Source organism: Candidatus Filomicrobium marinum, assembly GCF_000981545.1.
Lineage (GTDB): Bacteria > Pseudomonadota > Alphaproteobacteria > Rhizobiales > Hyphomicrobiaceae > Filomicrobium > Filomicrobium insigne.
Genome location: NZ_LN829119.1, coordinates 2,870,403 through 2,885,385, shown reverse-complemented (window position 1 = coordinate 2,885,385; position 14,983 = coordinate 2,870,403). Strand labels below are relative to the sequence as shown.

Annotated in this window: 13 protein-coding genes; all 13 read right to left on the bottom strand. The window is 57.8% G+C overall.

Translation table 11 applies throughout. The annotated features are described in order from the left end of the window. Positions 1-45: 45 nt before the first annotated feature. Positions 46-1,335 (bottom strand): lipid-A-disaccharide synthase, encoded by a 1,290-nt coding sequence (lpxB, locus tag YBN1229_RS13500; RefSeq protein ID WP_082101139.1) that lies wholly within the window; start codon positions 1,333-1,335, stop codon positions 46-48. Beyond that, positions 1,332-2,636 (bottom strand): LpxI family protein, encoded by a 1,305-nt coding sequence (locus YBN1229_RS13495; protein ID WP_046478760.1) that lies wholly within the window; start codon positions 2,634-2,636, stop codon positions 1,332-1,334. Before YBN1229_RS13495 ends, lpxB begins: the two co-directional genes overlap by 4 nt. A gap of 69 nt (positions 2,637-2,705) precedes the next feature. Then, positions 2,706-3,506, bottom strand: a complete 801-nt coding sequence (gene lpxA / locus YBN1229_RS13490; protein ID WP_046478762.1) for an acyl-ACP--UDP-N-acetylglucosamine O-acyltransferase — start codon at positions 3,504-3,506, stop codon at positions 2,706-2,708. Then, positions 3,499-3,999 carry a 3-hydroxyacyl-ACP dehydratase FabZ gene (fabZ, locus tag YBN1229_RS13485; protein WP_046478764.1) on the bottom strand — a complete coding sequence of 167 codons (501 nt, stop codon included), beginning with the start codon at positions 3,997-3,999 and terminating at the stop codon, positions 3,499-3,501. Before fabZ ends, lpxA begins: the two co-directional genes overlap by 8 nt. Positions 4,000-4,148: 149 nt before the next feature. Next, positions 4,149-5,180, bottom strand: coding sequence for a UDP-3-O-(3-hydroxymyristoyl)glucosamine N-acyltransferase (gene lpxD, locus YBN1229_RS13480; protein WP_046478765.1), 1,032 nt, complete (start codon positions 5,178-5,180; stop codon positions 4,149-4,151). A 272-nt stretch (positions 5,181-5,452) separates the two neighbouring features. After that, positions 5,453-7,825 (bottom strand): outer membrane protein assembly factor BamA, encoded by a 2,373-nt coding sequence (bamA, locus tag YBN1229_RS13475; RefSeq protein ID WP_046478768.1) that lies wholly within the window; start codon positions 7,823-7,825, stop codon positions 5,453-5,455. A 308-nt stretch (positions 7,826-8,133) separates the two neighbouring features. Next, on the bottom strand, positions 8,134-9,294 hold the full coding sequence (gene rseP, locus YBN1229_RS13470) for an RIP metalloprotease RseP (protein WP_046478771.1): 1,161 nt from the start codon (positions 9,292-9,294) through the stop codon (positions 8,134-8,136). A 64-nt stretch (positions 9,295-9,358) separates the two neighbouring features. Beyond that, positions 9,359-10,594, bottom strand: a complete 1,236-nt coding sequence (gene dxr, locus YBN1229_RS13465; protein WP_046478774.1) for a 1-deoxy-D-xylulose-5-phosphate reductoisomerase — start codon at positions 10,592-10,594, stop codon at positions 9,359-9,361. A gap of 94 nt (positions 10,595-10,688) precedes the next feature. Then, positions 10,689-11,567, bottom strand: coding sequence for a phosphatidate cytidylyltransferase (locus YBN1229_RS13460; protein ID WP_160298714.1), 879 nt, complete (start codon positions 11,565-11,567; stop codon positions 10,689-10,691). Positions 11,568-11,578: 11 nt separating this feature from the next. After that, the gene (locus tag YBN1229_RS13455) at positions 11,579-12,337 is read right to left on the bottom strand and encodes an isoprenyl transferase (RefSeq protein WP_046478775.1); all 759 of its coding nucleotides are present in this window, start codon (positions 12,335-12,337) and stop codon (positions 11,579-11,581) included. Between the two features lie 51 nt (positions 12,338-12,388). After that, positions 12,389-12,949 carry a ribosome recycling factor gene (frr, locus tag YBN1229_RS13450; RefSeq protein ID WP_046478778.1) on the bottom strand — a complete coding sequence of 187 codons (561 nt, stop codon included), beginning with the start codon at positions 12,947-12,949 and terminating at the stop codon, positions 12,389-12,391. 146 nt (positions 12,950-13,095) lie between these two features. Further along, complete coding sequence (gene pyrH, locus YBN1229_RS13445) at positions 13,096-13,827, bottom strand: UMP kinase (protein WP_046478780.1); 732 nt, start codon at positions 13,825-13,827, stop codon at positions 13,096-13,098. A 181-nt stretch (positions 13,828-14,008) separates the two neighbouring features. Further along, positions 14,009-14,941 (bottom strand): translation elongation factor Ts, encoded by a 933-nt coding sequence (gene tsf / locus YBN1229_RS13440; protein ID WP_046480525.1) that lies wholly within the window; start codon positions 14,939-14,941, stop codon positions 14,009-14,011. Positions 14,942-14,983: the final 42 nt, after the last annotated feature.

Genomic DNA, 14,983 nt, shown 5'->3' with positions numbered 1-14,983 from the left:
AAATAAGGGCCGGAGGGAAAAAGACGCTCCCGGCCTTTTGCTTTTTTATTCGTCTTTCTTGGCCGCGGCTTCCGCCGACGTTGGCATGGCCGCTTGGCGGCCTTCGAGGATGAACCGGTGAACGATTGCGGCTGCGGTTTCACTTGGACTGTCGCCCTCGAACCGCATTTTATCTGGGAATTTCTCCAGCGCGTTCAGCTGCGCTTGGCGTTCCGGCGTGTCCTTGAGCAGCAACTCTACAGCGTTGGCCAATTTTTCAGGTGAGCACTCTTCCTGGAGGAATTCAGGGAACGCGTTCTCCCCAAGCACGAGGTTGGCAAGAACGACCGACGGCACCTTGAGCAGGAAGCGCAACCGCGCGGCTAGCGGATCGACGCGGTAGGCCACAACCATTGGGGTGCCGACCATGGCAAGCTCCAATGTTACCGTGCCGGACGCAGCAAGGGCCGCATCGGCGAGCGCGAAGGCCTTGAACTTATCTTCTTCACCTTCAACGATATGCACGGGCCCTGGCCAGGAGGCCGCATGCTGATCGATGAGTTCGCGCACCCAGGGTACAGCTGGAATGATGATCTGTGGGAGAGACTCACGTTTTTCCAGGAGAGAAAGTGCCGCGCCAAACGGGCCCATAAGGCGGCTAACTTCAGAGGCACGGCTTCCCGGCAAGACGACCAGAACGGGGCGCTTGGGATCAATCCCGCGACGGCGGGCCAAATCCAGACCATTCATAGCCCTGAGCGATTGCATGCGTTCGCTCAGGGGATGGCCGACATATGTGCAAGGTGGACCGCCGAGCCGTTCATGAGCCTCTGGTTCGAAAGGCAGTAGAGCGAGAAGATGATCGACATAGGCGGCCATTTTTGCCGCCCGACCTTCCCGCCATGCCCAGACGCTGGGGCTCACGTAATTGATAATCGGGATCGCTGGACGACGTTTGCGTATGCGCTTTGCGATGGCGTGTGTGAATTCTGGACTGTCTATGATGACGACAACATCGGGTTCGGCAGCAACGCAGGCGTTGACCGTGTGATACACACGGCGCACGAGCCGCGGAAGACGCGATAGAATTGATAACGGCCCCATCACCGCGACATCAGAAAGCGGGAACTGCGAGATCAGTCCGTGCCGCTCCATTTCCTCCCCGCCGACGCCTAGGTAGCGAACACGACCAGAGAGACGCTTGTTTAGCGCTGCCATGAGCGGACCACCAAGCGCGTCGCCGGAGTGTTCCCCAGCAACGATAAAGACGCAGAACTGACGGCTGTCCTCTTCTATGACGAGCTTGCCCCTCTGCTTGATCTTCGCGGCCTCTTTCGTGTCCGCCGAAGCTGTCATCCTGGTTCTCCCTGCCCCCACGTCAAGCCAGCGATGAACAGTCCGCGCTTGTCGGCCTCTTCGATCACCTTCCGTTCGATAGCTAGCGTGGAATCCCCAAGCATGACCGCAATGCCAGCCAAGCCGGTTTCCGCCGCGCGGGCCAGTAAAGTCGCATCCAGGTCACGACTATCGGCCAGAACCGTCACGCCAGCATTACGCATCCATACTCCTCGGCCCCATTGGCGTAAATCGCCACTTCGCAACAGGATCTGATCAATACCTTCGCCTGTTTCGATTGCGAGCACATGCGCGCGATGGACCACCGTAGCGGCTGCGGCCACCCCCTCTTGGGCCAGCACAGTCAGTACGCCACCACCCTTGATGCAATCCGACCGCTGAGTTGCGCTGGCACGGCGCCGTCCAAAGACCTGAAGATCGAGCGTTACCCTGTCGGCCTTGGCGCGTTTCTGCAATTCCCCAAGGGCGACACCTTCAACGTAAACGCCCGCGGCATCAGCCGTATTTCGCAAATCATCGCGTTCTGCCGTCAGCGTGCATCCTACAGCAACGGCGATTCCGGATAATCCTGCCGCTTGAACGTTATGCACCGTGTTTGGACCAATAGTCGGCAAATCGATTCGCATCTCTTGGCCGGGTTTCGGCCCCTTGGTGAGCACGCCGCATTCCAAGTAGTTTTGATTTGCACGCCTCGCGACCAGCCGTTGGAGCATTCTATCGGTGCCTTCGGCTCCCTCTACGGCCAGCACAACGCCCTGTGCGACCACAACACCTTGGCCGACGTCAAAGGGTGCCAGTCTCCGGATGACCGCCAAGCCTTTGGCTATGTCGAGTTTTTGCCGGCTGTCGGCACCGTGACGCCCCAACGGGCCTGAAGATACCAAAAGTTCAGGAACCACATCAGCAGGGCCCACAATGCGAACCCCGTGTTTTTCAAAAAACGCGATGACCCCGCGCAGTACAGCATCGTCTCCGCCGGCGCGGATGAGCCGGATCACTGTTGGGACTGCGCGAAAAAAGCCGAGGTCGGGTTTGATGTTTGCCAGATCCGGGCGCTTGACGGAGCCTATGATGAGCATTTCCGTCAGCTTGTCATTTTTCAGGACGCTGAGAATCTTGCCAATCTGGGCGAAATCGACGCTCGTCTGCAGCGTCGCATCGTCCTTGATCTCAGCTGCGCCATTGATTGCCAGGATGTGGACGTGATCGCCACGCGCCTTAAGGCGATACGCGATTTCTTGCGGCAGGCTGCCGCCTCCTGCCAAGATGGCGATGCGTCGGGGCAAAGGGCTACCTGTCAACGATCCTCTGGCTCCCCAGTGCTCCGTATGTCGAATACGAGCCGGCAGCGAGCGAACATGCGCCCCGAATCAGGGCGCGTCCTTTGGCGTGCATAATGACCGCTTACCGCCTTCGCGTATGAAGTCCAGTATCTCGACGACGATGGCGTGGTCTGCAAATTCCTGCGCGACATCTTCCATTCGTTCGGCGAGGTTACCTTCATCGGCGAACAGCAACCGATATGCGCGTCGTAAATCATGGATTTGCTGGCGGGTAAAACCGCGACGCTGAAGGCCTACGATATTCAGGCCTGACAGGTATGCACGGTTGCCAAGCGCCATGCCGTAAGGGATTAAATCGTTTTCGAGCCCCGACATACCCCCTAAAAATGCATGCGCGCCGACACGTGCAAATTGGATGACAGCGGCGCCTCCACCCAAAATCACGTAGTCACCGACCTGGCAGTGTCCGGCCAGCATGACATTGTTAGAGAAAATCACATGACTACCGACGTGACAGTCATGCCCGATGTGTGAGTTTGCGAGAAACGCACAATGGTCGCCAACGGTAGTTTCCATACCGCCGCCTTCAGTGCCGGGGTTCATCGTAACACCTTCGCGGATCATACAGTCGGCGCCGATCGTCAACGTCGACGGCTCGCCCTTGTACTTGAGATCCTGCGGCTGATGCCCGATTGACGCGAACGGAAAGATCCGCGTGCGTGCCCCAATTTTTGTGCGCCCCTGCACCACCACATGGCTTAGGAGTTCGACATCCTCGGCCAGTTCGACCTGAGGACCGACGATGCAGTATGGGCCAATGCGGCACCCCGCACCGACCTTGGCTCCATCTTCGATAATTGCCGTGGGATGGATCTGCAGATCAGCCATTCTTACTCGCAAAGGCACGTGCTTCGGCTGTATCAGCCAGCATAGCTGAAATTTCAGCTTCGGCGGCGATTTCACCGTTTACCTTTGCTTCGCCGTAGAATCTCCAGACGCGACCGCGATTGCGGATCTTGCGCACATGGTAGTGGAGTTGGTCGCCGGGGAGTACCGGCTTGCGGAACTTGGCCTTGTCGATTCCCATAAAGTACACGAGCTCGGCCTTATAACCTTCGCCAAGGCTGTGAACGCACAAAGCACCGGCCGTTTGAGCCAAACCTTCAATGATCAGCACACCGGGCATCACGGGATACTGAGGAAAGTGGCCCGTAAAGAACGGCTCGTTGATTGTGACGTTCTTCAGTCCAACCGCACTTTGATCGCCGTCCATATCGTAGATGCGATCAACGAGCAGGAACGGGTATCGATGCGGCAACAGCTGCATGACACGCGCGATGTCCGCCGTGCCCATCACCGGATTCTCGACCACCTCATCCATTTCCTTTTCGCTCCACTTCAATCATTCCGGGCGCGATGGCGAAGTTTTAAAGCACTCGCATCGCTCACGGCAAACTCTTCAATTACCAAGGCTTAGCCTTTGGCAAGTGTTAAACTCGCGACGGCGCATCAGCACACCGCCATAACACGTCAGTCCTCGCGTTTCGCCAGCCGCGTTAAAGCTGCCAGCTCCCGGCCCCATTGACGCAACGGCCGCGCCGGTGTTCCACCGACACGTGCTCCCGCTGGAATATCGTCCTTTGGGTGGGACGCTCCAGCCACCTGGGCGCCGGTGCCAATTTTGATGTGGCCGACGGTGCCCGACTGGCCGCCCATCACTACAAAGTCTCCCAGTTCGGTAGAACCCGAAATACCAGTGTGGGCCACGATCACGCAGTGCCGTCCGATACAGACGTTGTGCCCGATCTGTACAAGATTATCAATTTTCGTGCCCTCACCGATGACGGTATCCTTAAGAGCACCTCTATCTATTGTTGTATTAGCTCCAATCTCAACGTTATCTTGAATGATGACGCGGCCAATTTGCGGCACTTTCAGATGCCCGTCCGGCCCCATGGCGAAGCCGAATCCATCCTGTCCGATGCGTGCTCCGGCGTGGATGATGACTCGGTTGCCGAGCAATGCATGCTGCAGCGTCGCTTGCGGACCGATGTAGCTGTCGCGTCCGACGTACACGCGGTACCCGATTACTGCGCCAGCAGCGATGCGGGAGCCGCGGCCGATAGAGGCCTGCGGGCCGATGATCGCGCCAGGTTCGATCGTGCAATCAGGCTCGATATGAGCCGAGGGATCGATGTTGGCACTTCCAGGCTCTGCAACGCGTGGCCAAAGCGCTTGCGGGTAAAAAGTACGAAGCGCGAGCGCAAAGCCGTGATATGGCCGCTTCGTGAGCAGCGGCACGGTCGCTTTCGGAACCCGCTCTACGAACGCAGGCGTCACGAGACAAGCTCCGGCGCGCGTTTCACTCAAGAGCGGCAGATATTTGCGGTTATCGAGAAATGCCACATCGTCGGGTCCTGCATCGGCGAGGGTGCGGACGTCCGACAGCCTGCGGCTGGCCAATTCATCGGGAAGGCCTGCAGGAAGCGTTGCGGCCGTAGCTTTCGCGACCTCAGATATTGCGATCGGAGCTGCCCGGTCGAAGAAGCCTGGATGATCCATCGGCGCCCCCAAATTCCCGACATATCTTAAGGGTGGTACAGAACGGGCCACCAAGCGGACTATAGTTCCGGAAAGGTGGCTGGCGGGTGTCAATTGATAGCCATGTCCATAGAGGCTGAAAACCCTCTTGGGAAGCGCGATCCATGGACGCGTCACGGCGTTGCCATCTGAGGGATCGCTTTGCGCCAGAACCTTAAGGCGTTGGCTTTTGAGCTGAAACTGCTGAAGTGTAACGAAATAAGGGGGCCGAAGCCCCCTTAAATTCAATGGACTTAGAATTTCGATGAGGCGCCGAAGCGGAACCACTGCTCGTCGTCGTACTCTTCCGATGCGAGAACTTTGGAGAAGTCGACACGCAGCGGACCTACGGGCGAATTCCACAGAAGGCTTGCACCAACGGAAGCACGTACCGAGGCGTCATCTTCAAGGTTGTTGCCCAAAATGTCCTTCACGTGCTGGGAGGCATTAAAGAGCGAACCAGCGTCGGCGAAGACTGCACCACCAAGTCCGAGCTCTTCAGGCACGAACGGGATCGGGAAGCGGAGTTCCGCAGTTGCCGCCCAGTATGTCTTACCGCCGAGCGCGTCACCGGTTCGTGCGTCACGTGGTCCGAAACCCGAGCGGTCAAAGCCACGGACGGTCTCACCACCACGGAAGAACTGGTCGAGCACGCGGACATCCTCGTCACCCCAGCCTTCGATATGGCCGCCAACAACGCGGCTGACGAAGGTGATGTTTTCCGTAACCGGGTAGTAGCCACGGGCTTCAGCCTGGACGCGGACGTATTCTGCGTCGCCACCGAGGCCAGCGAAGTCTGCCGTACCTTGCAGGTAGTAGCCGCTCGTTGGGTTGGTTGGGTGATTACGCTTATCGTAGGTGATCATCGTGCCGGCGGACGAAGTCCAGTACGTACCGTCGCCACAGTTAGCTCGGTTTGTCGCCAGGACCGTATCACCGCATGCGTCCTTGATCGCCAGCGATGCGTCATCTTCCACGTCGAAGATCTGATCGCGCGACAGCGAGTAGCTGGTCTGCATCCAGAGATCTTCCGACAGCGGGAAGCCAAGGCGCAGCTGACCGCCGCTCTTACGAGACCGGAAACCGGACTGATCGCGCTGATCGAGTTCCTTGTGATACAGGTCGAAGCCGGCCGACAGGTTACGGTCGAGGAAGCGCGGTTCCGTGAAGCTCAAGTCAACCTGGGCACGCTCGATGGAGCCACCGACGCGGAGCCGGATGTACTGACCGTTGCCGAGCAGGTTGCGCTCACTGATGGATACGTCACCGATGACGCCTTCCGCTGTCGAGTAACCGGCACCAAACGAGAGCTCACCGGTCGACTGCTCGGTTACCTGAACGTCAAGAACGACGCGATCGGGCGCAGAACCTGGGCGGCGCTTGACATCGACGGCCTTGAAGAAGCCAAGGGCCTTCAAACGCTTCTCGGCGCGATCAACCATCAGCGGGTTAAAGGCATCGCCTTCGGCCAGACGGAACTCACGACGAATAACGTGATCCTTCGTGCGCTCGTTACCCGAGATATTGATACGTTCGATATAAACACGCGGGCCTTCGTCGATCACATAGTTGATCGCGATCGTGCGAGCGTACATGTCGGGTGTGGCGCGGGGACGGACACGAGCAAAGGCAAAGCCACGTTCCGCGACAGCAAGGGTCAAACGCTCAACGGTCTTGTCGAGCAGCGAGCCGTTATAGACGTCGCCGCTATAGGTCAGCAGGTCGCCGCTCAGGGACGCAGCATCCAACCCCGTGAGCGAGCTGTCGATCACGATATTGCCGAAGTGATAGAGCTCGCCCTCTTCAACCGTGAAGGTCAGGAAGAAACCTGAACCGTCGCGATCGAGTTCGGCGTTAGCTGAAGTCACGCGGGCGTCGGCATATCCGTTCTTCAGGTAATACTGACGCAGAAGCTCACGGTCGAGATTCATGCGATCTGGATCGTAGATGCTGGTGCCGGATAGGAAATCGAACCAGCCAGCCTGCGTCGTAGAAATGATGTCGCGCAGCTGCGCGTCACTGAAGGCGCGGTTGCCGATGAAGTTGATGCTCTTCACCTTCGTCGCGGAACCTTCCATGATCTCGAAAACGAGATTCACACGGTTCTGCTCAAGTTCGATGATTTTCGGCTCGACGTTAGCGGCATATCGGCCCTGACGGCTATAGACGTCAAGGATGCGCTGAACGTCAGCCTGAACGCGAGCGCGCGTATAGATCGAGCGCGGCTTCAGCTGAACTTCGGCTTGGAGAGTGTTGGTATCGACTTCGGAGTTACCTTCGAAGGCAACTTGGTTGATCACAGGGTTTTCTTCGACCCGGACCCGAACCACATTGCCGTCACGGAAAATCTCAACGTCTGCAAACAGTCCCGTCGCGAAAAGTGCGCGCAAAGACTGATCGACGCGCCCAGCGTCGTAGACATCACCCGTCGTGAACTTCAAGTACGACCGAACCGTCTCGGGTTCGACACGCCGATTACCAATAACTTGAATTTCGCTGACAACGACTTGCGCATGCGCCGGAGTCGAAAATCCTACTGCATCGACACTGATGACTACGAACGCAGTCAAGAACAGTGAAAGAGCGACGCGTAGGGCCCCCAACGACATGATCCGATACTGAGACATTCGCGGATCTGCCCTCGTTTTGCCGATCCCCAGAGATGCGGTGCCTGTCGGCAACTGAACACCACACCTTGACCTTCTTTAAGGCGCGCAACCCGCCACCACGATCACTCGTAGTGCTTCCCTCGGGTCGTTACACCAAAGCTCACTATGGGTTTTTAACGATTCCGCAAGCAGTAGGGAAGTGGCAAGAATGCGTCACCCGCACTGATTTCACTTCGTTTTCTCGGGTCAGCGCCCCTTTTTTAAGCGCAATAATTGGGAACCAAGACGGCCTGCAACGCACTGTTCGTCCCCAATTTTCTCACCGCTTAGCTGAACCAGGAGAACCATCGCGCCAAAATTCCACGATCGTTGTAGAAGCCGAACACCATCAGCATAACGATCAATGCCAACCCGATTCTGAAACTGAATTCCTGCGCACCCTCACTCATGGGCCGCCCTCGCACGGCCTCGATGCCGTAAAAGAGCAAATGTCCACCATCGAGAAGTGGGATCGGGAAAAGATTTACTAAGCCGATGCTCACTGAAATGAATGCTGTGAACAGAATCAGCTCGGCCACTCCAAGGGCCGCGAACTTACCTGCGGCGTCAGCAATTCTGACAATCCCACCAATCTGTTCCGCGCCCTGGCGGCCCGTAAAGACATCGCCAATGTAGGACAACGTGCCCGCGGCGATATCCCACGTGCGTTCCGTACCTAGCCAAACGGCTTCGAGCGGACCAACATCACGATGAACAATCCGGCTTGTTTCCCCTGAGGCTTCGATCCCGATAACTGGTCGGCGATGTTTCCCGGCTATGGCATCGTTCAGCTCACGCAGAGCTGGTGTTACCATCAAAATGAGCTTTTGCCCGTCACGTTCGACCTCGAACGCGAGTTTTCGCCCGACGCTGGTCGAGACGACCTGCTGAACGGTTGCGAAGCCATCCACCGGTGTTCCATCAATCGCAACGATGAGATCGCCCGCCTGGAAGCCTGCCGAAGCTGCTGGCGAGTCGGGCGCCACACGTCCCACACGCGGTTCCATCGTGCGATTGCCGAACAACCAAAACATCATCGCAAATATCAGAATTGCCAGGATGAAATTGGCCGCCGGGCCTGCAGCGACGACGGCTGCTCGTTGCCACAAAGGCTTGAGCTGAAACGCGCCTTTGCGCTCCTCCTCGGTCAGACCGCTCAGCGCGTCGCGCGATGGGACGCTGGCGGCATTCTCATCGTCCATAAACTTTACGTAGCCACCGACCGGAATCCAGGCGATGCGCCAGCGGGTTCCATGACGATCCGTGAACGAATAAATCTCTTTACCGAAGCCGATTGAGAACGCCTTCACAGTAACGCCGCACCAGCGCGCCACCAGAAAGTGTCCCATCTCATGGATGAAGACGACGATCGTTAAGGCGAACAGGAAACCGATCGCAATGATGAGCGCTCCCGATAGGTTTGCGCCAAGTTGCGAGATGAAATCCATGAACCGAGTTCCTTACGAGTGTGTCGACGGTTGGGGTGCTCGCGGATGTAACGCGACAGGATAATCAGGACAACCGTTCCAGAGCGATGGCGGCCAAGCGCCTCGCTTCGTGATCTATGCTCAGGATGTCGTCGAGACAAGCGGCTGGAGCAATTACACCTGCCCGATCGGCCTGTTCCAGACAGTTTTCTACGGATCTGGCGATATCGAGGAATCTTATACGCCCCGCCAGAAACGCTTCAACGGCTATTTCATTCGCGGCGTTGAACACTGCAGGCGCAGTTTCTCCGCGCGCCAACACTTCACGCGCAAGCCGCATCGCGGGGAATCGGTCTTCATCGGGGGGCTCGAAGGTGAGCTGGCCGATCTCCGCCAGATCAAGTCGCTTCGTCGGTGCCTGCATCCGGGCAGGCCAAGAGAGTGCCAGCGCGATCGGCGTGCGCATATCGGGTTCGGACAGTTGCGCCAATACGGAACCGTCGGCAAAGGCGACTAAGCAGTGCACGATTGACTGCGGATGCACGACAGCGCTGAGTTGATGAGGTTCCACCGGAAACAAGTGATACGCCTCGATCAACTCCAGCGCTTTGTTCATCAAGGTTGCCGAATCGATCGTGATCTTGGCTCCCATCGACCAGTTGGGATGACGGAGCGCCTCTTCACGCGTTGCCTTTTCGAGCCGTTCGCGTGACCACTCTCGGAAGGGTCCACCAGAAGCCGTCAGAGTAATCTTTTCAATTGCCGAGGGCTCTCCTGTTCCAATGAGCTGGAAACAGGCGGAATGCTCGCTGTCGACCGGGACGAGTTCGGCTCCCTGGCGTTCAACTTCGGCCATAAAAACGCTGCCTGCTGAAACGAGGCATTCCTTGTTGGCCAGGGCCAACCGGCTGCCTTGGGCAAGCGCCGCAAACGAGGGCTCAAGGCCCGCAGCCCCAACAATGGCAGCCATGACGCAATCTGCCGGCTCACAGGCCGCCGTTACGAGGGCTTCTGGTCCCGCCGCTGGCTTCACCGACGTTCCAGCCAGCAGACTCTTCAGTTCAGCAAACCGCGTCGCATCACCTATCACTGCGTAAGCCGCGTTGTGCTTGACCGCGAGACGCGCGAGTTCTGCCACGCTGTTTTGCGCCGTGAGAGCAACGATTTCGAACTCTTTGGGCTGGCGAGCGACGAGATCGAGGGTGCTCTGGCCGATCGAACCGGTGGCGCCCAGTATACTTAACCTACGCGCCCGAGGGGAACGGGTGCCGCGCGCCGTCTCGGTCCGATCAGGGACAACGCTGAGCCGTCCTGGTTCCACTCGTCATTTCCTCCAGCGTTGGCCACATCGGCAAAGAATTTTTAGTCTGCCCGAGAACGTAGAAACGAATTCACAGCTTCACGCAAGGCTAGGGTCACGCACCGAACAGGAGCGCCTTGGCAGGCTGGTTGATATCCATCAGCAGACAGATCAGAGCGGCAAAGGCCGCCGCAGCGGCGATTCCGTCCAGACGATCCATGAATCCGCCATGGCCAGGGATCAGATTACTGGCATCCTTAAGCCTATATACGCGCTTAAATGCGGATTCCGCGAGGTCACCTGCCAGAGCCACCAACCCGAGCACCGTCGTACAGATGATCAGATAGAGTGACGGCGCGCCCGTCAGTAGGAACGAGAATATCGCGCCGACCAACGCACTCGCGACGAGGGCTGAGCAGGTTCCCGCCCACGTCTTATTCGGCGATATACTGGGCCAAAATTTTACTCCACCGACTGTCTTGCCCCCAACATAAGCGGCGGTGTCGGCGGCCCAGACGACAGAAAAGATCAGTAGAATCGCTGTGAAGCCATAAGGGACGTCATTGCGGAGCCAGACGAGCGAAATCGCTGGGATCCCGATGTAAAAAAGCCCGGCGGCCGACATTAGTCCATTCTGCCTGCCATAGGTGGCCGCCATAGCGATCGCAGCCACACCTAACGCGACAAGGGCAAGTTGAGATCTGCCAATTGCGGCGAGCGCAATGCAAACGACGATGGCTGCTGCGTGCAGGAGAAAGCCGAAATCGTAGCGTCGGGAGCGAACGATTCCACCCCATTCCCAAGCCATCATAATCGCCATAACTGCTACGAGCCCAGCGAAGGCATACGACCCGGCGAAGGTTGCGCCGAGGCTCACCAACCCGAGAAAGACACCGGACGCGATACGCGCGATCAACCGGCGCGGATGATGTCCGGTTGCACGTGAACGCGCATCTTCGCCGGTCCAAGGCTCATGCCAGGAGGGTTCGTGCATTGTGGTCATCCTCACGCCGTGGATCGACGCGACAATCCACCGTAACGGCGATCTCGGACGTGATACTTTGCGATTGCTTCTTCAAGCTGGTCTCGCCCGAAATCGGGCCACAGGCAATCCAGGAAGACAAATTCCGTATAGGCCGCCTGCCACAGCAAGAAATTCGACAGCCGTTGTTCACCACTCGTCCGGATCAGGAGATCCGGATCCGGGACGCCGCTGGTATCGAGAGCCTGAGAGATCGCATCGACATCAATGGATTCCAGGCTCAACCGCCCTTCAGCAACTTCCGTTGCGAGATGCCGGGCCGCACGGGCAATTTCATTGCGGGCGCCATAGTTGAAGGCAATGACCAACGTCAGGCCAGTATTCGTGCTGGTAAGGTCCGTTGTCTCGTCCACAAGAGACAGCAGTTCGGGATCTACGCCTTCTCGGTCTCCAATCACCAGAATGCGGACATTGGCCTGATGAAGTTCGGCCAAGTCCCGGCGGATGAAACGCTTCATCAGCCCCATCAACTCGTCGATTTCTTCCGCAGGCCGTGACCAGTTCTCAGACGAAAAACTGTAAATCGTGAGATAGGGGATGGAGAGTTCGATGGCGGCCTGCACGGTCCGCCGGACGGCTTCGACACCTTCACGATGGCCAATGCTTCGCGGAAGGCCGCGTTTTTTGGCCCAGCGCCCATTGCCGTCCATGATGACCGCGACGTGTCGGGGCGCCTGCGGACCGAGTGGGGGTGTTCGCGGTGTCTGCGATAAATCGGCCAACGACTGGCCCCTATCTAGATGTTGCGGACATGTCTGAGAGAAGTATACGCCTCAAACCGTCTGAATTTCGGTTTCTTTCGTGGCCAACAAATTGTCGATCTCTTTGACGTACTTGTCGGTCAATTCTTGGACCTTGCTCGAGTTTTTGTGCTGCTCGTCCTCGCTCATGTCTCCAGACTTCTCGAGCTTTTTGAGCAGGTCCATACCTTCGCGGCGTACGTTGCGGACTGCAACACGCGACTGCTCGGCGTATTTGTGTGCCACCTTCACGAGCTCTTGACGCCGCTCGGCGGTAAGAGCCGGAATTGGAAGGCGTAAAACAGCTCCGTCGATCACTGGATTAAGGCCCAGGCTCGACTCGCGAATGGCCTTTTCAACGGCGGAGACGTTCGACTTGTCCCAGACCTGGACGGAAATGAGACGAGGCTCCGGAACAGAAACTGTTGCGACCTGGTTGAGAGGCATCCTGGCGCCATAAACCATCACCTGGATAGGATCGAGCAGATGGGTGCTGGCGCGTCCCGTACGCAGGCCACTCAGCTCACGCTTCAAGGCATCCATTGAAGCCATCATGCTTACTTCAAGATCGTCCAAACTAAATGTGTCGCTCATTTCCAATTTCCTTGCCGGTGCCGGCCGAGTTCACCCGACCGACCGAGCCACCTCTTTCGACGGGCTTCATCCCGCTCATAGCGTGCATGGCATCGAAAGACCAGCCGATGCCGCTGTATTCCGTTCAGAACCCCAATTCCCGCGCTTTAGCCGGGCTGGATTACTGTGGCGCGCGCCTCTCCCTTCAATAGTTTGAGGAGATTGCCTGGTTCAGCGATAGAAAACACAACTACCGGAAGACGATTATCGCGGGCAAGTGCGATCGCCGCGCCATCCATCACCTTCAAGTCTCGAGCAAGGACCTCGGAGTAACTCAGCGCATCATAGCGCACCGCATCCGGCGTCGTCTTGGGGTCTGCAGAATATATTCCGTCAACCTGCGTGGCCTTGACGACCGCGTCGCAACCCATCTCGATGGCGCGGAGTGTTGCCGCCGTATCGGTTGTGAAAAACGGATTGCCAGTGCCCGCCGCGAAAATTACGACGCGGCCTTTTCTCAGGTGATGCAAGGCCTTGGGACGAACGTAAGATTCGCAGACGGTCGTCATGGGAATCGCCGAGAGCACGCGCGAAGATGTCTTGAGCTGCGACAGTGCGCCGGATAGGGCCAGCGCGTTCATGACGGTTGCCAGCATTCCCATGTAGTCGGCCGTTGCGCGCTCCATGCCGCGGGCGGCACCCTGCAGGCCACGGAAGATGTTCCCGCCCCCAACGACAACAGAAATTTGGCATCCAGCGGCTGCGGCTTCGGAAATTTCCTTAGCAAGGCGCCCAACGACCTCAGGATCGATGCCGTATGCGCCGTCGCCTGCAAGAGCTTCACCGGAGAGCTTTAATAGAAGACGTTTGTATTTCAGTTCACTCTGGGTCCCGCTCATGATCCCTCCCGTGGCGTGTCCAGTTCAGCAGTGATCGACGACCTTGGGATCGCCCGTTGGCAGCTCATTGGCGGCCAAGACATGCCGCATCCCGGGGTACATGACCAGAGGTTAAAAAATACCGGCTGACTGCGAAAGCAGCCAGCCGGTATCATTTTTTGAATTTTCGCGGGTTATCGGCTTATTTTGCGCCCGAAGCCGCAGCAACTTCAGCAGCGAAGTCGTCTTCCTTCTTTTCGATACCTTCGCCCAGACCATAGCGCACGAAGCCCGTTACCTTGATGGGGGCGCCAACGGTCTTGGCTGCATTGGCAATCGCCTGCTCCACGCTAGCCTTGCCATCGAGCACAAATACCTGCTGAGGCAGAACAACCTGCTGGAAGAATTCCTTCCGCAGGCGGCCTTCCACCATCTTTTCGATGATTTCAGCCGGCTTTCCGGATGCTGCAGCCTGCTCCGTATAGATCGCCCGTTCGCGCTCAATGACGGTGTTGTCGAGTTCTTCCGGAGAGAGTGCCAGCGGGTTTGCCGCGGCGATATGCATAGCGACCTGGCGGCCGAATTCAGCGAGCTTGCTCTTGTCGCCAGAGCTTTCGAGGGCGACGAGAACGCCGATCTTTCCAAGGCCGTCAGCGGCCTTGTTGTGGACGTACTCAGCTACGACGCCATCGCTGACTTTAAGCGTGGCGGTCCGGCGTACCGTCATGTTTTCGCCGATCGTCGCGACCATTTCCTTGACGTAGTCTTCGACGGTCAGGGATTTGCCAGGATAGTTCATCGCCAGCAGCTTTGCGACATCGCCCTGCGCTTCGCTTGCAAGGGACGCAATGGTACGAACCATGTCCTGGAACTGGTCGTTACGTGCAACGAAGTCCGTTTCGGAGTTGACCTCGACAACGGCGCCTTCCGTTCCGGAGGCGGTGACCGCGACCAAACCTTCCGCGGCAACGCGGTCAGACTTCTTAGCAGCCTTTGACAGGCCTTTTTTGCGCAGCCAGTCGATGGCGGCTTCCATGTCACCGCCGTTTTCTGTCAGCGCCGCCTTGCAATCCATCATGCCCGCGCCGGTTTTTTCGCGCAGCTCTTTCACCATCGAGGCGGAAATCGTCGTCATATCAATGCTCATTTGTTGGCGGGCTCAGCCAGTGCTAAGCCC

Coding starts and splice junctions, on each gene's coding strand:
- YBN1229_RS13460 (WP_160298714.1), bottom strand. CDS start 11,567: ATGCACGAACCCTCCTGGCATGAGCCTTGGACCGGCGAAGATGCGCGT.
- lpxD (WP_046478765.1), bottom strand. CDS start 5,180: ATGGATCATCCAGGCTTCTTCGACCGGGCAGCTCCGATCGCAATATCT.
- pyrH (WP_046478780.1), bottom strand. CDS start 13,827: ATGAGCGGGACCCAGAGTGAACTGAAATACAAACGTCTTCTATTAAAG.
- fabZ (WP_046478764.1), bottom strand. CDS start 3,999: ATGGATGAGGTGGTCGAGAATCCGGTGATGGGCACGGCGGACATCGCG.
- lpxB (WP_082101139.1), bottom strand. CDS start 1,335: ATGACAGCTTCGGCGGACACGAAAGAGGCCGCGAAGATCAAGCAGAGG.
- rseP (WP_046478771.1), bottom strand. CDS start 9,294: ATGGATTTCATCTCGCAACTTGGCGCAAACCTATCGGGAGCGCTCATC.
- bamA (WP_046478768.1), bottom strand. CDS start 7,825: ATGTCTCAGTATCGGATCATGTCGTTGGGGGCCCTACGCGTCGCTCTT.
- tsf (WP_046480525.1), bottom strand. CDS start 14,941: ATGACGACGATTTCCGCCTCGATGGTGAAAGAGCTGCGCGAAAAAACC.
- lpxA (WP_046478762.1), bottom strand. CDS start 3,506: ATGGCTGATCTGCAGATCCATCCCACGGCAATTATCGAAGATGGAGCC.
- frr (WP_046478778.1), bottom strand. CDS start 12,949: ATGAGCGACACATTTAGTTTGGACGATCTTGAAGTAAGCATGATGGCT.